At 70.6% G+C, this 15,444-nt stretch carries 12 protein-coding genes; 1 reads left to right on the top strand and 11 read right to left on the bottom strand.

Annotation, left to right across the window (positions count from 1 at the left end; translation table 11 throughout):
• The 11 genes from ACWGI8_RS23795 to ACWGI8_RS23745 all read right to left on the bottom strand — a co-directional run.
• Positions 1-1,477 (bottom strand): serine/threonine protein kinase (locus ACWGI8_RS23795; RefSeq protein ID WP_453663737.1); only part of this gene is annotated, 1,477 nt, incomplete at its 3' end.
• A 197-nt stretch (positions 1,478-1,674) separates the two neighbouring features.
• Entirely contained in the window at positions 1,675-2,961 is a 1,287-nt protein-coding gene (locus tag ACWGI8_RS23790) for a hypothetical protein (protein ID WP_453663733.1), read from the bottom strand.
• A gap of 143 nt (positions 2,962-3,104) precedes the next feature.
• Positions 3,105-4,256 carry a glutamate ABC transporter substrate-binding protein gene (locus ACWGI8_RS23785; protein WP_453663732.1) on the bottom strand — a complete coding sequence of 384 codons (1,152 nt, stop codon included), beginning with the start codon at positions 4,254-4,256 and terminating at the stop codon, positions 3,105-3,107.
• Positions 4,257-4,267: 11 nt separating this feature from the next.
• Positions 4,268-5,719: a hypothetical protein gene (locus ACWGI8_RS23780; protein ID WP_453663730.1), complete on the bottom strand. Its 1,452-nt coding sequence runs from the start codon at positions 5,717-5,719 to the stop codon at positions 4,268-4,270.
• 258 nt (positions 5,720-5,977) lie between these two features.
• Positions 5,978-6,985: an N-acetylglucosamine kinase gene (locus ACWGI8_RS23775; protein WP_453663728.1), complete on the bottom strand. Its 1,008-nt coding sequence runs from the start codon at positions 6,983-6,985 to the stop codon at positions 5,978-5,980.
• Positions 6,976-8,271: a 6-phospho-beta-glucosidase gene (locus ACWGI8_RS23770; protein WP_453663735.1), complete on the bottom strand. Its 1,296-nt coding sequence runs from the start codon at positions 8,269-8,271 to the stop codon at positions 6,976-6,978. The genes ACWGI8_RS23775 and ACWGI8_RS23770 overlap by 10 nt, the downstream gene beginning before the upstream one ends.
• Before the next feature lie 147 nt (positions 8,272-8,418).
• Entirely contained in the window at positions 8,419-9,333 is a 915-nt protein-coding gene (locus tag ACWGI8_RS23765) for a carbohydrate ABC transporter permease (RefSeq protein ID WP_453663727.1), read from the bottom strand.
• Between the two features lie 6 nt (positions 9,334-9,339).
• A complete protein-coding gene (locus ACWGI8_RS23760) occupies positions 9,340-10,320 on the bottom strand; it encodes a carbohydrate ABC transporter permease (RefSeq protein ID WP_453663725.1) in 981 nt (326 codons plus the stop codon).
• Between the two features lies 1 nt (position 10,321).
• The gene (locus ACWGI8_RS23755; RefSeq protein ID WP_453663723.1) at positions 10,322-11,659 is read right to left on the bottom strand and encodes an ABC transporter substrate-binding protein; all 1,338 of its coding nucleotides are present in this window, start codon (positions 11,657-11,659) and stop codon (positions 10,322-10,324) included.
• 85 nt (positions 11,660-11,744) lie between these two features.
• Positions 11,745-12,962, bottom strand: coding sequence for an ROK family transcriptional regulator (locus ACWGI8_RS23750; protein WP_453663721.1), 1,218 nt, complete (start codon positions 12,960-12,962; stop codon positions 11,745-11,747).
• A gap of 270 nt (positions 12,963-13,232) precedes the next feature.
• Positions 13,233-14,300 carry a mechanosensitive ion channel family protein gene (locus ACWGI8_RS23745; protein WP_453663719.1) on the bottom strand — a complete coding sequence of 356 codons (1,068 nt, stop codon included), beginning with the start codon at positions 14,298-14,300 and terminating at the stop codon, positions 13,233-13,235.
• 231 nt (positions 14,301-14,531) lie between these two features.
• Here ACWGI8_RS23745 and ACWGI8_RS23740 point away from each other — a divergent pair, with 231 nt between their 5' ends.
• Complete coding sequence (locus ACWGI8_RS23740) at positions 14,532-15,068, top strand: HNH endonuclease (RefSeq protein WP_453663718.1); 537 nt, start codon at positions 14,532-14,534, stop codon at positions 15,066-15,068.
• The last annotated feature ends 376 nt before the right edge of the window (positions 15,069-15,444 follow it).

Below are 15,444 nucleotides of genomic sequence, written 5' to 3'. Positions count from 1 at the left end.
GGCCAAAGCCCCGCGCCGGGGCCGTCCGCGCCCCCAGTGCCGAGACCTCACCCTGCAGTTCCGCGAACAGCTGCGTGTCCGTGACCCGCAGCTCCGTGCCGAACAGCGTGGACAGGGACGGGCGGGGGCGGCCCGTCTGAAGGGCCACGACCTCCCGGAGCACGCCGGTGAGCTGGTCCGCCATTTCCTGTGCCGAGGCGAAGCGGCGCGCCGGGTCCGGGTCGGTCGCGCGGACCAGGAGCCGGTAGAACGACTCGTACGTCCGGAAGACCTCGATGTGGTCCGGGTCCGGCAGGGAGTCCACGAACACGTTCGTGTAGCCCTGGAAGTCGAACGTGAGCACCGCCAGCGTGCGCGCCACCGTGTAGAGGTCCGAGGCGACCGACGGGCCCACCTCCGCGACCTCCGGAGCCTGGTAGCCGACGGTGCCGTAGATCGCCGACTCGTCGTCGTCCATCCTGCGCACCGCGCCCATGTCGATGAGCTTGAGCTGGTCCTCGGTCTGGATCGCGTTGTCGACCTTGAAGTCGCAGTACAGCAGGTTGCGGCTGTGCAGATGCCCGAGCGCCTCCAGCGCCTCGATCCCGTACGCGCAGGCCTGCTCGACCGGCAGCGGGTCCCGCTTCCCGTCGGGGGCGCGCCGCCCGTTGGCGATCTCCTTGAGGGACTTGCCGCCGACGTACTCCATGACGATGTAGCCGTCCATGGAGCCGGTCCGCTGATCGAGGTGCTCGACGAAGTTGTAGATGCGGACGATGTTGGAGTGCTCGATCTCCGCGAGGAAGCGGCGCTCCGAGATCGCCGCGGCCATGGCGTCCTGGTCGCCGGTGTCCAGGAGGCCCTTGAGGACCACCCAGCGGTCGGACACGGCCCGGTCGATCGCGAGATAGATCCAGCCGAGGCCGCCGTGCGCCAGACAGCCGATCACTTCGTACTGCCCGTGCACGATGTCGCCCGCACGCAGCTTCGGAACGAACGAGTACGGGTGGCCGCACTTCGTGCAGAAACCCTCCGTGCGGCCCGGGCGGCCGCCGCGTGCACGCCCGACCGGAGCCCCGCAGTCGCTGCGGCTGCAGAAACGCTTCCGCTCTGGGACCTCCGGGTTCTCCATGACTGCCGAACGCGGATCGGGACGCGGCACGTCCGGCACCGCGACCAGGCCCGCGCCCAGCCGGTTGCGCCCGGACCCGGACGCCGCCGATCCCGAGCTGCGCACCGACACCGAACGGCCCGAGCTGCGGCCCGACAGCGAACGGGACAGCCGGCCCGAGACGGACCGCCGCGACGTCGAGGAGCGCGAAGAGCGCGAGGAACGGGACGACGACCGGGACGACGACCTCGAACCGGCCCGGCCCGAACCGCTGTTGCCGCTCCTCCCGCCGCCCGTGATCCCGGTCGGCGGCGACGACAGCGAACCGTTCACCGACACGACCGGGGCCAGACCGCACGTGTCGCAGTACAGCTCGCCGCCGCCCATGTCCTCGTACGAGCCGTCACAGCCGGGACGCTGACAGGCGGCCACGACCGCGCCCGCGCCTCCGGCGGCAGGTGAGGACGGTGCGCTGCCGTGCTCGGCTTCGGGCGCGAGACCGCAGGTGTCGCAGTACAGCTCGCCGCCGCCCATGTCCTCGTACGAGCCGTCACAGCCGGGACGCCGGCACTTGGTCATCGCACTCACCGTTCCCCCTCATAGCTTCTCCGGTCCATGGGCCCGGACTGCCGCGGGACCAGGACGTCCGCCGCGGCCCGTTGGTAGCGCAGCACCGCCTGCTCGGCGGCGCGCAGATCACAGGGCGCGCTCCACAGCATCCGGCGGGCCGCGTCGTACCGCTCGATCAGCAGCGGGTCCTCCGCCATGCCGTGGCGGGCGACCTTCGCCTTGTACGCGTCGAGGCGGCCACGCAGCTCCGCGCGGACCGCGAGCGGCGCCGTCACCGCCGTCAACGACTCACGCGCGCGCAGCAGTTCGTCCTCGGCCTCCCGCTCCAGGGACTCCAGCAGCGGGGAGAGCCGGTGCCACTGGGCGTGCCTGCGGTACTCGGCGGCCGTGGCGAGCCGTTCCTGCAGGACCGTCGGCGGGCCGCTGACCGCCGGAACCTCGGAGGCGGCGATCTTCGCCAGCACCTCGCCGCGGGCGGCGCGCGCCTCGGTGAGGGTGCGGTCCGCGCGCGAGAGCACGTCCCGCAGCCGGATCAGCCGCTCCTCCGAGTCCTGCCGCACCGCGAGGACCGCCTCGATCTCGCGGCGTACGTCCTCCAGGGCCCGGGCAGCCCGGTCGTAGCGGCCGGTGTCGGGACGGCCCCCGCCGGGGGCCGAACTGGCCGGCGCGGGCGCCCAGAACGCCAGCGGGTCCGACACGACCTGCGCGCGCAGCGTGGACAGCTCGTGGGTGATCGACTCCAGGTCGTCGCCCGCCGGATGCTCACCCGGCCGCACACCCACCGAATGGGCCAGCGAGCGGGTGCGCTGCAGCTCGGCGGAGAGCAGATCGATCCGGGCCGGCAGCGCGGACCAGACGCTGTCGGCGGCCACGACCATGTCCAGTGAGCGCGCATACAGCGTGTTCATCCTGCTGACCAGGCCCTCCAGGGTGAAACGCTCGGAGAGCCTGGCCGGTCCGGTGATGGACGGGGCGGAGTGCGAGGCGGAGCCGGCGACGGTGATGCTGGGGCCGCGCAGCCGGTCGGTCAGCTCCACCAGGTCGTCGCGGTTCGGCCAGCGGCGCCGGGCCCTCAGCTCGCGCGCCCCGTGCAGCGCCGCGGTGTACGCGTCGAAGTAGCCCCACAGCAGCGTGATCGCCTGCTCGGCGGAGGCCCAGCGGTCCTTGGTGACACCCGTCAGCTCCGCGCCCTCCAGGAGCCTGCGGCCCGCGTGGTCCTGCAGGGCGAGGAGCGAGGTCTCGATCGCCTCGTGCTCCTCCCCGAGCCGCGCCAGCGCACGGTCCACCTCGTCCCGGTCCATTACCGGCCCGGGGGGTCCCGCGACGCCCATCGATCACCTCTCCGCTCGTGCTCTGCCATCCACTGCCGGACATCCCTGGTGAGATTCCGACCAAGACCCCGACGGAGGTTCCGACGGACATCCCAGTACACATCCCAACAGGATCAATTGTCCCGGTACTTCGGCGCCGGCGGGCCGGATATGCCGGGCAGGTCCTCCTCCAGCCACTTCGTGTACGCCTGCATCCACGGGCCCCTGCGGTACTCGTCCAGCACCTTGTTGACGCGGCGGACGAGGTCGTCCTTGCCCAGTTTGGCGGCCACGCCGTAGTACTCGGTGGTGAAAGGCTTGCCGCCTTTCAGTTCGACGGCCGGGTCCTGTGCCGCCTGGCCGGCCGCGAGGGCGGCGTCCGTCACCACCGCGTCGACCTCGCCGAGCTGGAGCCGGACCAGGCAGTCCAGCTGGTTGGAGACGGTCAACCGGTCCTTGTCGCCCGGGCCGCCGTCGTCCGCGTCCTTGAAGACCGCGCCGTAGGACTCCTTCTGCAGCGCCTCGAAGGCCGTGGAGCCCTCGGCCGAGCAGACCTTCTTGCCCGCCAGAGTCGCGTTGTAGCCGGTGATCGCGGACTCCTTGGGGGCGAGCACCTGCTGCCCGGTCTGGAAGTACGCGGTGGAGAAGGCGGCCTGCTTGATGCGGCTGCAGTTGATGGTCATCGTGCGTACGACGATGTCGACCGTTCCGTTGTTGAGTGCCGCGATCCGCTGATTGGTGGGGATCGCCCGGAAGATGATCTTGTTAGGGTCCCCGAGGATGTCCTCCGCGATCGCCCGGGCCAGATCGATGTCGAAGCCCTCCAGCTTGCCGTCCGCCCTGCGGTAACCCCACCGGTAGCTGTTCTGGTCGACGCCGACGATCAGCTTGCCGCGCTGCTTGATCTCGGCGACCGCCGCGCCGTCCGCGGAGGAGGGCCGCAGCGAGGACTCCGGGCTGACGCAGCCGGCGGCCTTCTCGGGCAGCAGAGCGGCAGAGCTCGCGCCCGCCACCGAACCGGCGGGCGGGCCGCCGTGCGACAGCGGCAGCAGGGTGAGCGTGGCGGTCAGCGCACAGGCCGTCGCCATCCCGGCGACGCCGCCCCAGCCGCGGAGCCTGCGGGCGAGCCGGCGCGGCCGGCCCCCCAGCGGTGTCGTGCCGGCGGCAAAGTGCCCCGGTGCTGTCGCGCCCGCGGCCGTGCGCCCCTGCGGTGTCGTGCCCGAGGTCATGTCCCCGTGCGGTGTCGTGCCCGGGGTCACGTCCCCGTGCGGCATCCCGTCGCTCATCTCTCCCCCTCTCACCGGTACTCCGAAAGCCTGCGGCCGATGCCCAGGACCGCGCCCAGCGCGCCGAGCACGGCCAGCACCGCCGCGCCGACCGGCAGACCGGTGAGCGCACCCCGCCCGTCCTCCGCCGACTGCGTGAACTCGGCCTGCTCATGCGCCAGAGCCTTCTCCAGCGCGGCATCCACCCGATCGAAGGACTGCCCCGTGGAGTCCTTGCTGCCGATCACCTTCGCCAGCGCTCCTTCGTAGTCACCGGCCTTGTCGGTGTCACTGGCGGACTTGTGCCGGGTCTTCCACTCGGACACCGCCGAGACGGCGTCCTCGACGGGGGTGCGGCCCTCGCCGTCGTCGGCGAGCCCCTCCGCGCGGCCGAGCGAGGTACGGAGCCTGCTCATGCCCGCCGTGTAGTCCGTCTCGTACTTGTCGCTCTTGCCGTCCGCGGTGAGCACGGCGCCCCGCGCGACGAGCGTCAGGTTCTCATTGGCCCGGGCTTTGAGGCTGTTGATCCGGGCGTCGTTGAGGACCTTCAGGGACTCCTGGCCATGAGCCCGGGCGTTGTTCAGCTCGGCCCTGGCGACCGTGTGCCCGACGCCCAGCCACAGCAGGACGACCGTGGACGCGGCCGTGGCCGCGAGGAGGCCATGGTTGAACACCCGGTTCGTACGGTGGTAGTTGCGGCGCTGCGCCCAGAACAGCCCGCCGAGCGCCACCACGCCGATGGCCAGCGACAGGAACGGCCACAGCCGGGCGGCACCGTCGTCGTCCTCGAGACGGGCCGTCTCCGCGTCGTACAGCTTCTGGGCGGCAGGGAGCAGCTCGGTGGTCATCTGCTGGTTGGCGTACCGCAGATAGGCGCCGCCGAGGGGGAGGCCCTGGCGGTTGTTGGCACGGGCGCGCTCGACCAGGCCCGTGTAGCGGGGGAGCTGCTCGTTGAGCGTGGCTATCCAGCGGCCGGATTCGCTTGAACTGTCCGTGTTCGCAGCGGCCTTCACCAGCAGCCGTGAAGCGCTCGCGATGTCCTTGCGATAGCGCTCCCGGACCGCGGCGGGCTCCTGCGCACCGGTGAGGAAGCCGCTCGCCGCGGCTGTATCGGCATCGGCCAGCGAGCGGTAGATGCTCGCCGCGTCGGCGCTCAGCGGCTGACTGTGGCTCACCACGTCGTCCGCGGCGGACGCCCGGTCGGCGATCTCGAAGGCGGTGACGGCGCCGAACGCCACGACGAGCACGGCCAGTACGGCACCGATGATCCGCAGCCGGCCCGGCTCCGTCGTCGCCGCGGCGCGCAACCGCGCCGTCGTCTCCGCCCAGGCGCTGCGCCGCGCGAGAGTCCCCGGAGGCGACGCCGACTGATCTCCCGACGGCCGCGACCCCGGGCCCGGCAGCGGTCCCGAGTGCCCCGGCTGCGCCGGGACCTGCGGCACCGGAGGCGCGGGCGGGCCTGCCGCGCTCGGCGTGTGTGTCACGTGGACCTCCCCCTCGGTCACTGACGACATCCCGCCTCCCGGCGGGTCGGGGGACGGCTTCCGGCCAGCAGTATGGCCGCAGGGGCGGACATCCACACCCAGGATTGACTGGATCTTGAGCTATATCGCCTGTTGCGTCAATGCCGCCCCCTGTTTCCCGCGCCCCCACCATGAATACGCCGCTCGGCCCGGATCGGTTCCCATTCACCTCGGCCTACCGCGAGTCACCTCGGGTTGTGCCGCGAGGCCGGCCCCGCCCTACTGCCCGTAGTGCGTCCGCAGCCTCGCGTGCGCGTGTTCCGGGGCGCCGAGCCGGTCCAGGCCGAGCAGTGCCGCGCCCAGGACGGGCGGGGAGGTCACCACGGACACGGTCGCCTTCGGGGCGCGTGCGGCCAGCAGTTCCGTGATCCTGGTGTCGAGCTGCGGGTGGCGGGCGGCGAGGACGCTGCCGCCGAGCACCACCGGCGCCTCCTCGTCCAGCAGTCCGAGCCGGCCCAGCGCGACCGTCGACAGAGTGACCACCTCGTCCGCGAGCCGGTCGACGATCGCGCGGGCCACCCCGTCGCCGTCCGCGCTCGTCGCGAAGAGGACCGGGGTCAGCTCATGCTTGCGGGATCCCGGGATCTGCCCCAGATGGAGCGCCTCGATCAGGGCGTACATCGTCGGCAGCCCGAAGTGCCCCGGCAGCGTGCGCGCCAGCTCCGTCGGTTCGCCGCGCCCGTCCTCCGCGCGCGCCGCGAACCACAGCGCCTCCTCCGCGAGCCCCGCGCCCCCGCCCCAGTCCCCGGAGATCTTCCCGATCGCGGGGAAGCGGGCGGTGCGGCCGTCCGGGAGCATGCCGACACAGTTGATGCCCGCGCCGCACACGACGGCCACGCCCCGGGGCTGGTCGACCCCGGCGCGCAGGATCGCGAAGGTGTCGTTGCGTACCTCCGTGGTGTCGCCCCAGCCGCGGGCCCGCAGCGCCGTCGCCAACTCCTGTTCCTCGACCGGGAGATCGGCGTTGGCGAGACAGGCCGAGACATGGGCGGTGGCTCCCACGCCGGCCTCCGCGAGCGCGTGTCGCACAGGGCCGGCCAGCGCGCCGACGGCCGTCTCGACGCCGACGGCCGGCGGCTGGAAGCCGCCCCCGCGGCCCGTACCCATTACCGATCCGTCGGCCCCGACCACCGCCACATCGGTCTTGCTGTTGCCCGCGTCGATCGCGAGGACATGGGGCCTCGACCCGTGCTCCCGGTCCGCCGGGCCCCATGCGTTCACGCCCACGAAAGGTGCTCCCGGTTGTGTGCGATCAGCTGGTCGGTGAGTGCCTCGGCGTACTCGTACTGGCCGATCAGCGGGTGGGACAGCAGCGCCTTGAAGACCCGGTCGCGGCCGCCGCGCAGCGCGGCCTCCAGCGCCAGGTCCTCGTACGCCGTGACATTGGCGATCAGCCCTGCGTACAGCGGGTCGACGGCCGGGACGGGGAGCGGCGTGGCGCCCTTGGTGCCGACGGCGGCCTGCACCTCGATGACGGCGTCGTCGGGGAGGAACGGCAGTGTGCCGTTGTTGTACGTGTTCACCACCTGGAACGGGCTGCCTCCCCCGCCGAGCAGCGACGCGGCCAGATCGACGGCTGCCTCCGAGTAGAAGGCGCCGCCGCGCTTGGCGAGCAGCTCCGGCTTCTCGTCGAGCGCCGGGTCGCCGTACATCTCCAGCAGTTGCCTCTCCATTGCGGCGACCTCGGCCGCCCGTGACGGCTTGGTCCGCAGCTCCCGTACGACCGCGTCGTGCGCGTAGAAGTAGCGCAGGTAGTACGAGGGGACGACGCCGAGCCGGTCGACGATCTCGCGCGGCAGCCTCAGATCGCCGGAGATCGCGTCGCCGTGCTCGGCGAGGAGCCGCGGCAGGACGTTCTCGCCCTCGGGGCCGCCGAGCCGCACACCCGTCTCCCAGGTGAGGTGGTTGAGACCCACATGTTCCAGATGGACATCGCCCGGTGTCACACCCAGCAGCCCCGCGAACTTCCGCTGGAGGCCGATGGCCACATTGCACAGCCCGACGGCCTTGTGACCCGCCTGGAGCAGGGCCCGCGTCACGATGCCCACCGGGTTGGTGAAATCGATGATCCAGGCGTCCGGGGCGGCGCGCCGCACCCGTTCGGCGATGTCGAGGACGACCGGCACCGTGCGCAGCGCCTTGGCGAGACCGCCGGCGCCCGTCGTCTCCTGCCCCACGCAGCCGCACTCCAGCGGCCAGGTCTCGTCCTGCTCCCGGGCGGCCTGCCCGCCGACGCGCAGCTGCAGCAGTACGGCGTCGGCGCCGGCCACGCCCGCGTCGAGGTCGTCGGTGGTCGTGATGGTCCCCGGATGGCCCTGCTTGGCGAAGATCCGCCGGGCCAGGCCGCCGACCAGCTCCAGCCGGCCCGCCGCCGGGTCGACGAGGACCAGTTCACCGATCGGGAGGGTGTCCCTCAACCGGGCGAAGCCGTCGATCAGTTCAGGTGTGTAGGTGGATCCGCCACCCACGACTGCAATCTTTGTCTGCCGGGGGTTCGGGGGTTGTCCCCCGATGGAGTGCAGCGTCTGCCGGGGGTTCGGGGGTTGTCCCCCGATGGAGTGCTGCGCCTGCTGGGGGTTCGGGGGTTGTCCCCCGATGGAGTGCGGCGTTTGCCGGGGGTTCGGGGGCTGTCCCCCGATGGAATGCAGCATGGTGTGTTGTCAGCCCTTCACTCCGGTCAGTGTGACGCCTTCGACGAACGCCTTCTGGGCGAAGAAGAAGACGACGATCACGGGGGCCATGACCAGTACGGTCGCGGCCATCGTCAGATTCCAGTCCGTGTGGTGTGCGCCCTTGAAGGACTCCAGGCCGTAACTCAGCGTCCACGCCGCCGGGTTCTCCGATGCGTAGATCTGCGGCCCGAAGTAGTCGTTCCAGCAGTAGAAGAAGTGGAACAGCGCGGCCGCCGCGATCGCGGGCCTGGCCATCGGCACGACGACCTTGATCATCGTGCGGAACTCGCCGCAGCCGTCGATCTTCGCAGCCTCGGTGTACTCGCGAGGGATCGTCAGCAGGAACTGGCGCATCAGGAAGATCGTGAACGCGTTGCCGAACGCGAACGGGATGATCAGCGGCCAGAGCGTGCCCGCCAGGTCCAGCTGCTTGGCCCAGAACAGATACATGGGAACGATGATCACCTGCGGTGGCAGCATCATCGCCGCAATCACCAGCATCATCATCACGTTTCGTCCGCGGAAGCGGAACTTCGCGAGCGCGTACGCCACCGGGAGACTGCTCGCCACGGCCAGCACCGTTCCGAGCCCCGCGTACAGCAGCGTGTTGCGCCACCAGGTCAGGAACCCCGGCGTGTTCCACACCTCGGCGAAGTTGCTCCACTCCCAGGTGTGCGGCCACAGATCGCGGGTCAGCGCCTGGTCGTCGCTCATCACCGAGGTGAGGAACACGAACACGAAGGGCAGCAGGAAGAACAGGGCCGCGGCGACGGCGAGCGAGTGGACCGCGATCCACTCCAGGGCAGCCCTGCGCCGCGCCGCCTGCCGTGCCGCCGTGCTGCTCGCCGCCGTGGAGGCCGGCACATCGGCCGCAAGCGCGGGAGAGAGTGTCGTCCGGGTCATCGTCGATCAGTCCTCCGCCGCCATGAAGCCGCTGCGCCTGCGCATCAGGAACACGGTGAACACCATGGCCAGGACGAACAGGACCAGTGCCACCACACTCGCCGCCCCGGTGTCGAAACGCTGGAAGCCCAGGTTGTAGACGACCTGCGGAACGGTCAGCGTGGACTTGTCGGGATAGCCGGGCTCGAAGTGCTGCCCGGAACCGCCGATCACACCGCTCGCGACCTTCGCGGCGACCAGAGGCTCGGTGTAGTACTGCATCGTGGCGATCACCCCGGTGATCACCGCGAACAGCACGATCGGCGAGATGTTGGGCAGCGTCACGTAGCGGAAGCGCTGGAAGGCGTTCGCGCCGTCCAGCTCGGCCGCCTCGTACTGCTCCTTCGGCACGTCGAGCAGCGACGCCATGAAGATGACCATGAGGTCGCCGACGCACCACAGCGCCAGCAGGGTGAGCGACGGCTTCGACCAGACGGGGCTGTTGAACCATTCGGGCTCACCGAGGCCGAGCTTGCCCAGGATCGTGTTCGTCGGTCCCGTGCCCGGGTTGAGCAGGAAGACGAACGACATCGTCGCTGCCACCGGCGGTGCCAGATAGGGCAGATAGAACAGGGTGCGGAAGAGCCCGGCCGCGGTCTTGATCTTGGTGATCAGCAGCCCGATCCCGAGCCCGAAGACCACGCGCAGCGTGACCATCACCAGCACGAGCCAGAGCGTGTTGCGCAGGGACGGCCAGAAGAAGGGGTTGTCCTGGAAGACGTACGCCCAGTTCTTCAGGCCCACCCAGGTGGGCGCGGTGAACCCGTCGTACTCCATGAAGGAGAAGTAGACGGTCGAGATCAGCGGGTACGCGAAGAACACGCTGAACCCGACCAGCCAGGGGGAGAGGAAGCCGAGGGTCCGCAGTGTCTGTCGAGCGCGCTTCGCACGCGGGACACCGCGTGTGGGCTTCGCCCTCGGCCCCGGTGACACAGGAGCGGTGGTCATGTCAGCCGGCCTGCTCGTTGTCCTTGTCGACCTGCGCGTCGTTCTTCTTCAGCAGCGCGTCCAGGTCCTTCTGGGCGCCCTTCTCGTACGCGAGGCCGTTCTCCTGGAGCGTCAGCAGGAAGGCGCCGCCGTTGACGGACGAGGGGGCGTGCGAGCTCTTGGGGTGCTGGGCGATGCCGACGAACGTGCGGTACAGCGGGTCGTTGTTCAGCTTCGGCGAGTTCAGCGCCGCGACGGTCGAGGGCACATTGTGGATGGCGTTGGCGAAGGAGACGACCGCGTCGGTGTCGGTGGAGAGGTACTTCACCAGCTCCCAGGCGGCGTTCTTCTTCGGGCTGTTGCTCGCGATGCCGAGGATCGTGCCGGACAGATAGCCCTTGCCGTAGTCGGCGACCTGGTCGTCGGGCACGGGGAACGGCGCCGCGCCGATCTCGAACGGCAGCTTGGCGTCCGACGCCATCTTGCCGCGCCACTCGCCGTCCAGCTGCATCGCCACCTGGCCGGTGTGGAAGGGGTGCTTCGGACCCCACTCGTCGCCGAGCCCGGTCCGGAACTTGTTGAGCTTCTCGAACCCGCCGAGATCGTCCACCAGCTTCTTCTGCCACGTGAACAGGGACTTTACCGCCGGGTCCTGGGCCGTGCCGGACTTTCCGTTCCCGTCGGTGTACCTGACGCCGAACTGGCTGCCGTAGTGCTCGACGGTGGTCTCGTAACCCTGGTAGAGCGGCATGAAGCCGAGCCGCTCGAAGCCGTCGCCTCTGGTCTTGGTGAGCTTCTTCACGACCGAGTCGAACTCGGACAGCGTCTTCGGCGGGGCCTTGATCCCGGCCTCCTCGAAGGCCTTCTTGTTGTAGTAGAGGCCGTACGCGTCCCCGAGCAGCGGCACCGCGCAACGGGTGCCGTCGTGCTCGGTGTACTTGGCCATCTGCGGCAGGAAGGTCTTCTCCGGGTCGATCTTCGACTTCTCCAGGAACGGCTTCAGGTCGGTGAGCGCCTTGGAGGAGCAGAACCGGCCCACGTTGTCCGTGGTGAAGGACGACACCACATCCGGCGCGTTCGAACCGCCCGTGCGCAGCGCCTGGTTGAGCTTGTCGTCCGTGATGCCCTTGACGACCTTCACCTTGATGTTGGGGTGCTTGTCCTCGAACGCCTTGATGTTCTCCTCGATGGCCTTGACCTCGCCGGCAGCGCTCCAGCCGTGCCAGAAGGTGAGCGTGGTCCGCGCGTTCGGGTCGTCATTCGCACCGGTGTCGTTCGACCCCGTACAGGCGGTGGCGAGCAGGGCTATCGAAGCGGTCGCGGCCAGTGCGGCAGCCGTTTTCCGACGGATTCCGGGCATGACGGGATCTCCCTGTGACGGTCTGACGGTCTGATGGAGTAACGGGCGGGACAGGGCCGGGAGCCGGGGGCGTGGGGCCGGGGGGTCAGCGTGCGGAGGTGTCGAATACTTCGTCGCGGGTCGCTGCCAGGGCGCTCTCCAGCGCCCCGCGCAGCACGGGGTGTTCCTGTACGTCGCCGATGACCAGGCGGGGCCGGGAGGCGGCCAGTTCGGCGAGCTCCGCCTGGACCCGGTCGCGCAGCGGCTCCCCGCCGGCGAGGACCAGCAGGCCGGAGAGCACCACGAGTTCCGGATCGAGTACGGCGACCATGGAGGCCAGACCGGTGGCCAGCCCGGTCCCGAAGGTGTCGAGCAGCGTGCGGTACGGTCCCCGGCCCCCGTCCGTCACCGCTGCCGCCGCCCGCCGCAACAGCTCCGACGCCACGTCTGCGTGCGGGCCGTGCCCGACGCCTTCGATGCCGAGTTCCCGGGCCAGCCGGGGGACCATCTGCGCACCGGCCAGCTCCTGGAAGCCGCCGCTGCCGGCTTTGGAGACCTGCCGCACCAGAGGCGTTCCGGGCACCGGCAGGAATCCGACCTCACCGGCGCCGCCGGTGAAGCCGCGGTGCAGCCGGCCGCCGATGACGAGCGCGGCGCCGAGGCCCTCCTCGTTCCACAGCAGCACGAAGTCCTCGTGACCACGGGCCGCACCGAGCCGCTGCTCGGCCAGGGCGACCAGGTTGACGTCGTTCTCGTACTCGACCGGCATGGGCAGTGCGGCCGCCAGCTCGTCGAGCAGCGTGGGCGAGTGCCAGCCGGGGAGGTGGGACGCGTACCGCAGCCGCCCCGTCGACGGGTCGAACGCGCCCGGCGTCCCGATGACCAGCCGGTGCACCTCGTCCCGGGTGATCCCGGCCGCCTTCACGGCCCCGTCGAGAGCCTCGGTCACCTGCCGTACGACGCTGTCGGCGCGCCGCCCCGGTGTCCTGAGGAGAAACTCCCCGACGGTGGCCCCGGTGATGTCGGCGACCGCGGCACGGATGTGCTTCGGCGTCACATCGAGCCCGGCGGCGTACCCGGCGCGTGCGTTGACCGCGTACAGCTGCGCGCTGGGGCCCGGGCGGCCCTCGGTCGTGCCGGTCGCGACCACCAGTCCGGCGGCCTCCAGCCGAGCCAGCAGCTGGGAGGCGGTGGGCTTGGACAGCCCGGTCAGCTTCCCGATGCGGGTCCGTGAGAGCGGCCCGTGCTCCAGCAGCAGATCGAGCGCGGCCCGGTCGTTCATGGCGCGGAGTACGCGCGGCGTCCCCGGGGTAGTACCCGCCACGACGGATGCACCTCACCTTCAAGCAACAGTGCACTGTTAGGAAAGTTTCCTATTTGATGCCGAGAACGTAAGTGCCCCGTCATCGGGTCGTCAATACCCCTCGACGCGCGCCGCGCACGCGGCAACCAAAGCGTTACCGCCCTGGCCGCCTCCGGGGGACGCTCACGCGAAAGGGCGCCCCCGCCGTCACGGCGGAGGCGCCCCTTCTTTTCAGCGCGCTGGTACGGGCTTCTGGTGTGCGCGCTTGTTCGCGCTGTGCTGTGCGCGCCGCTACTTCGACAGGCCCGGCGGTGTGATCGGGGAGGCCGCCATCGACTGGGGCGACGTCGACGAGGAGTACGCCGACGGGGCCGCCACGCCCGCCGTCGGGTCCTTGACCGGCTGCTCGCCGTCGGCCTGCAGCGGCAGACCGCCCACGATCCGGATGCCGGCCTGGTCGAAGGCGCGCTTGATGCGCCAGCGCAGCTCGCGCTCCACACCGAGGGCCTTGCCCGGCATCGTCTTCGCGGAGACCGAGACCGTCATCGAGTCCAGCAGCACCTCGGTCAGGCCCAGCACCTCGACCGGACCCCACAGCCGCTCGTTCCACGGCTCGTCCTTGGTCATCGACGAGGCGGCCTCCTCGATGACCTCGCGCACCCGGTCCATGTCCTCGGTCGGGCGGACCGTCACGTTCACCGAGGCGGTCGCCCAGCCCTGGCTGAGGTTGCCGATGCGCTTGACCTCGCCGTTTCGGACGTACCAGATCTCACCGTTGTCGCCGCGCAGCTTCGTCACGCGCAGGCCGACCTCGACCACCTCGCCGGACGCGACGCCCGCGTCGACGCTGTCCCCGACCCCGTACTGGTCCTCCAGGATCATGAAGACGCCGGAGAGGAAGTCGGTGACCAGGTTCCGGGCGCCGAAGCCGAGCGCCACGCCCGCGACGCCCGCCGAGGCGAGCAGCGGAGCCAGATTGATGTTGAGCGCGCCGAGGATCATCAGCGCCGCGGTGCCCAGGATCACGAACGACGCGACCGAGCGCAGGACCGAGCCGATCGCCTCGGAGCGCTGCCGACGGCGCTCCGCGTTCACCAGCAGACCGCCGAGGGCGGTGCCCTCCACCGCCTGGGCACTGCGGTTCATCCGTTCGATCAGCCTGGTGAGCGCGCGGCGGATGGCGATCCGCAGCAGCACCGCGATCACCACGATCAGCAGGATCCGGAGGCCGACGCTCAGCCAGGTGGACCAGTTCTGCTCCACCCAGCCTGCGGCGTTGGTGGCCTTCTCCGCGGCCTCGTCGAGGGTGACGGGCGGGGCAGACGGATCGGCGGCCAGGGACACGGCGGATACCTCCACGGCTTACATCGGCGGTCCAACCACACTAACGGGGCACACGCCGTGCCCTTGATGTTCTGTTCGAGGGAGAGACAAGGCTCACCCGGGGAACTTCCTGGTGTGGCCGAGCGCACACAAAATCCTTCCGGCCCGTTACGGGGACGTAGTGGCGCTTCGACCAGGCATGAGGAGAGACTGAGAGCAGATCGTCCCGGCGCGAGCCACGCGCCGCCGGCGTACAAGGAGGCATCCGTGCCGCATGTCCTGGTCCTCAACGCGTCGTACGAGCCCCTCGGCGTCGTACCGCTCCGCCGCGCGCTCGTCCTCGTCCTCGAGAACAAAGCCATCTGTCTCGAGGAGTCCGGCGCCTTGATGCACAGTGCGACCCGGGTTCTGCCCGCGCCCAGCGTGGTCAGACTCAAACGCTTCGTCCGGGTCCCCTACCGGGGGCCCGTTCCTCTTACCCGCCGCGCGCTGTTCGCCCGCGACGGGGGCCGCTGCATGTACTGCGGTGGCGTCGCAACCAGCGTCGACCACGTCATTCCGCGCAGCCGCGGTGGTCAGCACGTATGGGACAACGTGGTGGCCGCGTGCCGCCGCTGCAACCACGTCAAGGCCGACCGGCACCTGCGGGAGCTGGGCTGGCGGCTGCGGCACCAACCCGCCCCGCCGAGCGGCCTGGCCTGGCGCATCATCGGCACCGGGCATAGGGACCCGCGCTGGCTGCCATACCTGCAGCCGTACGGCGCGGACGACGCGATGGCCCGGATCGACGGCATTTCTGCCTGAGGATCCGGGCCTCTGTTGTGTGCGGGGGCCCTCCGGGGGTGGGGGGGTGCGGTGTGGTGCGGCTCCGGCGGGGGCGGTGACGGTGTGCTCTCTGCCGTGGGCGTGGCCGGTGTGTCCGTCCGCAATCGCCGGACGGGCTTGGTGCGCCCGGTACCGCGGGTGACCCGGTGTGTCCGTCCTCAAGCGCCGGACGGGCTTGGTGCGGGCTGCTGCCGGTGGGTGGGTGTGCGGTGCGCTTCCGGCGGGGGGCGGTGATGGTGTGCCCGGTGCGGTGGCGGCGTCCGGTGTGTCCGTCCGCAATCGCCGGACGGGCTTGGTGCGCCCGGTACCGCGGGTGACCCGGTGTGTCCGTCCTCAAGCGCCGGACGGGCTTGGT

It is taken from the genome of Streptomyces sp. NPDC054841, assembly GCF_053611045.1.
The sequence above is the reverse complement of the archived record's forward strand: the minus strand, read 5'-3'. Positions and strand labels throughout refer to the sequence as shown.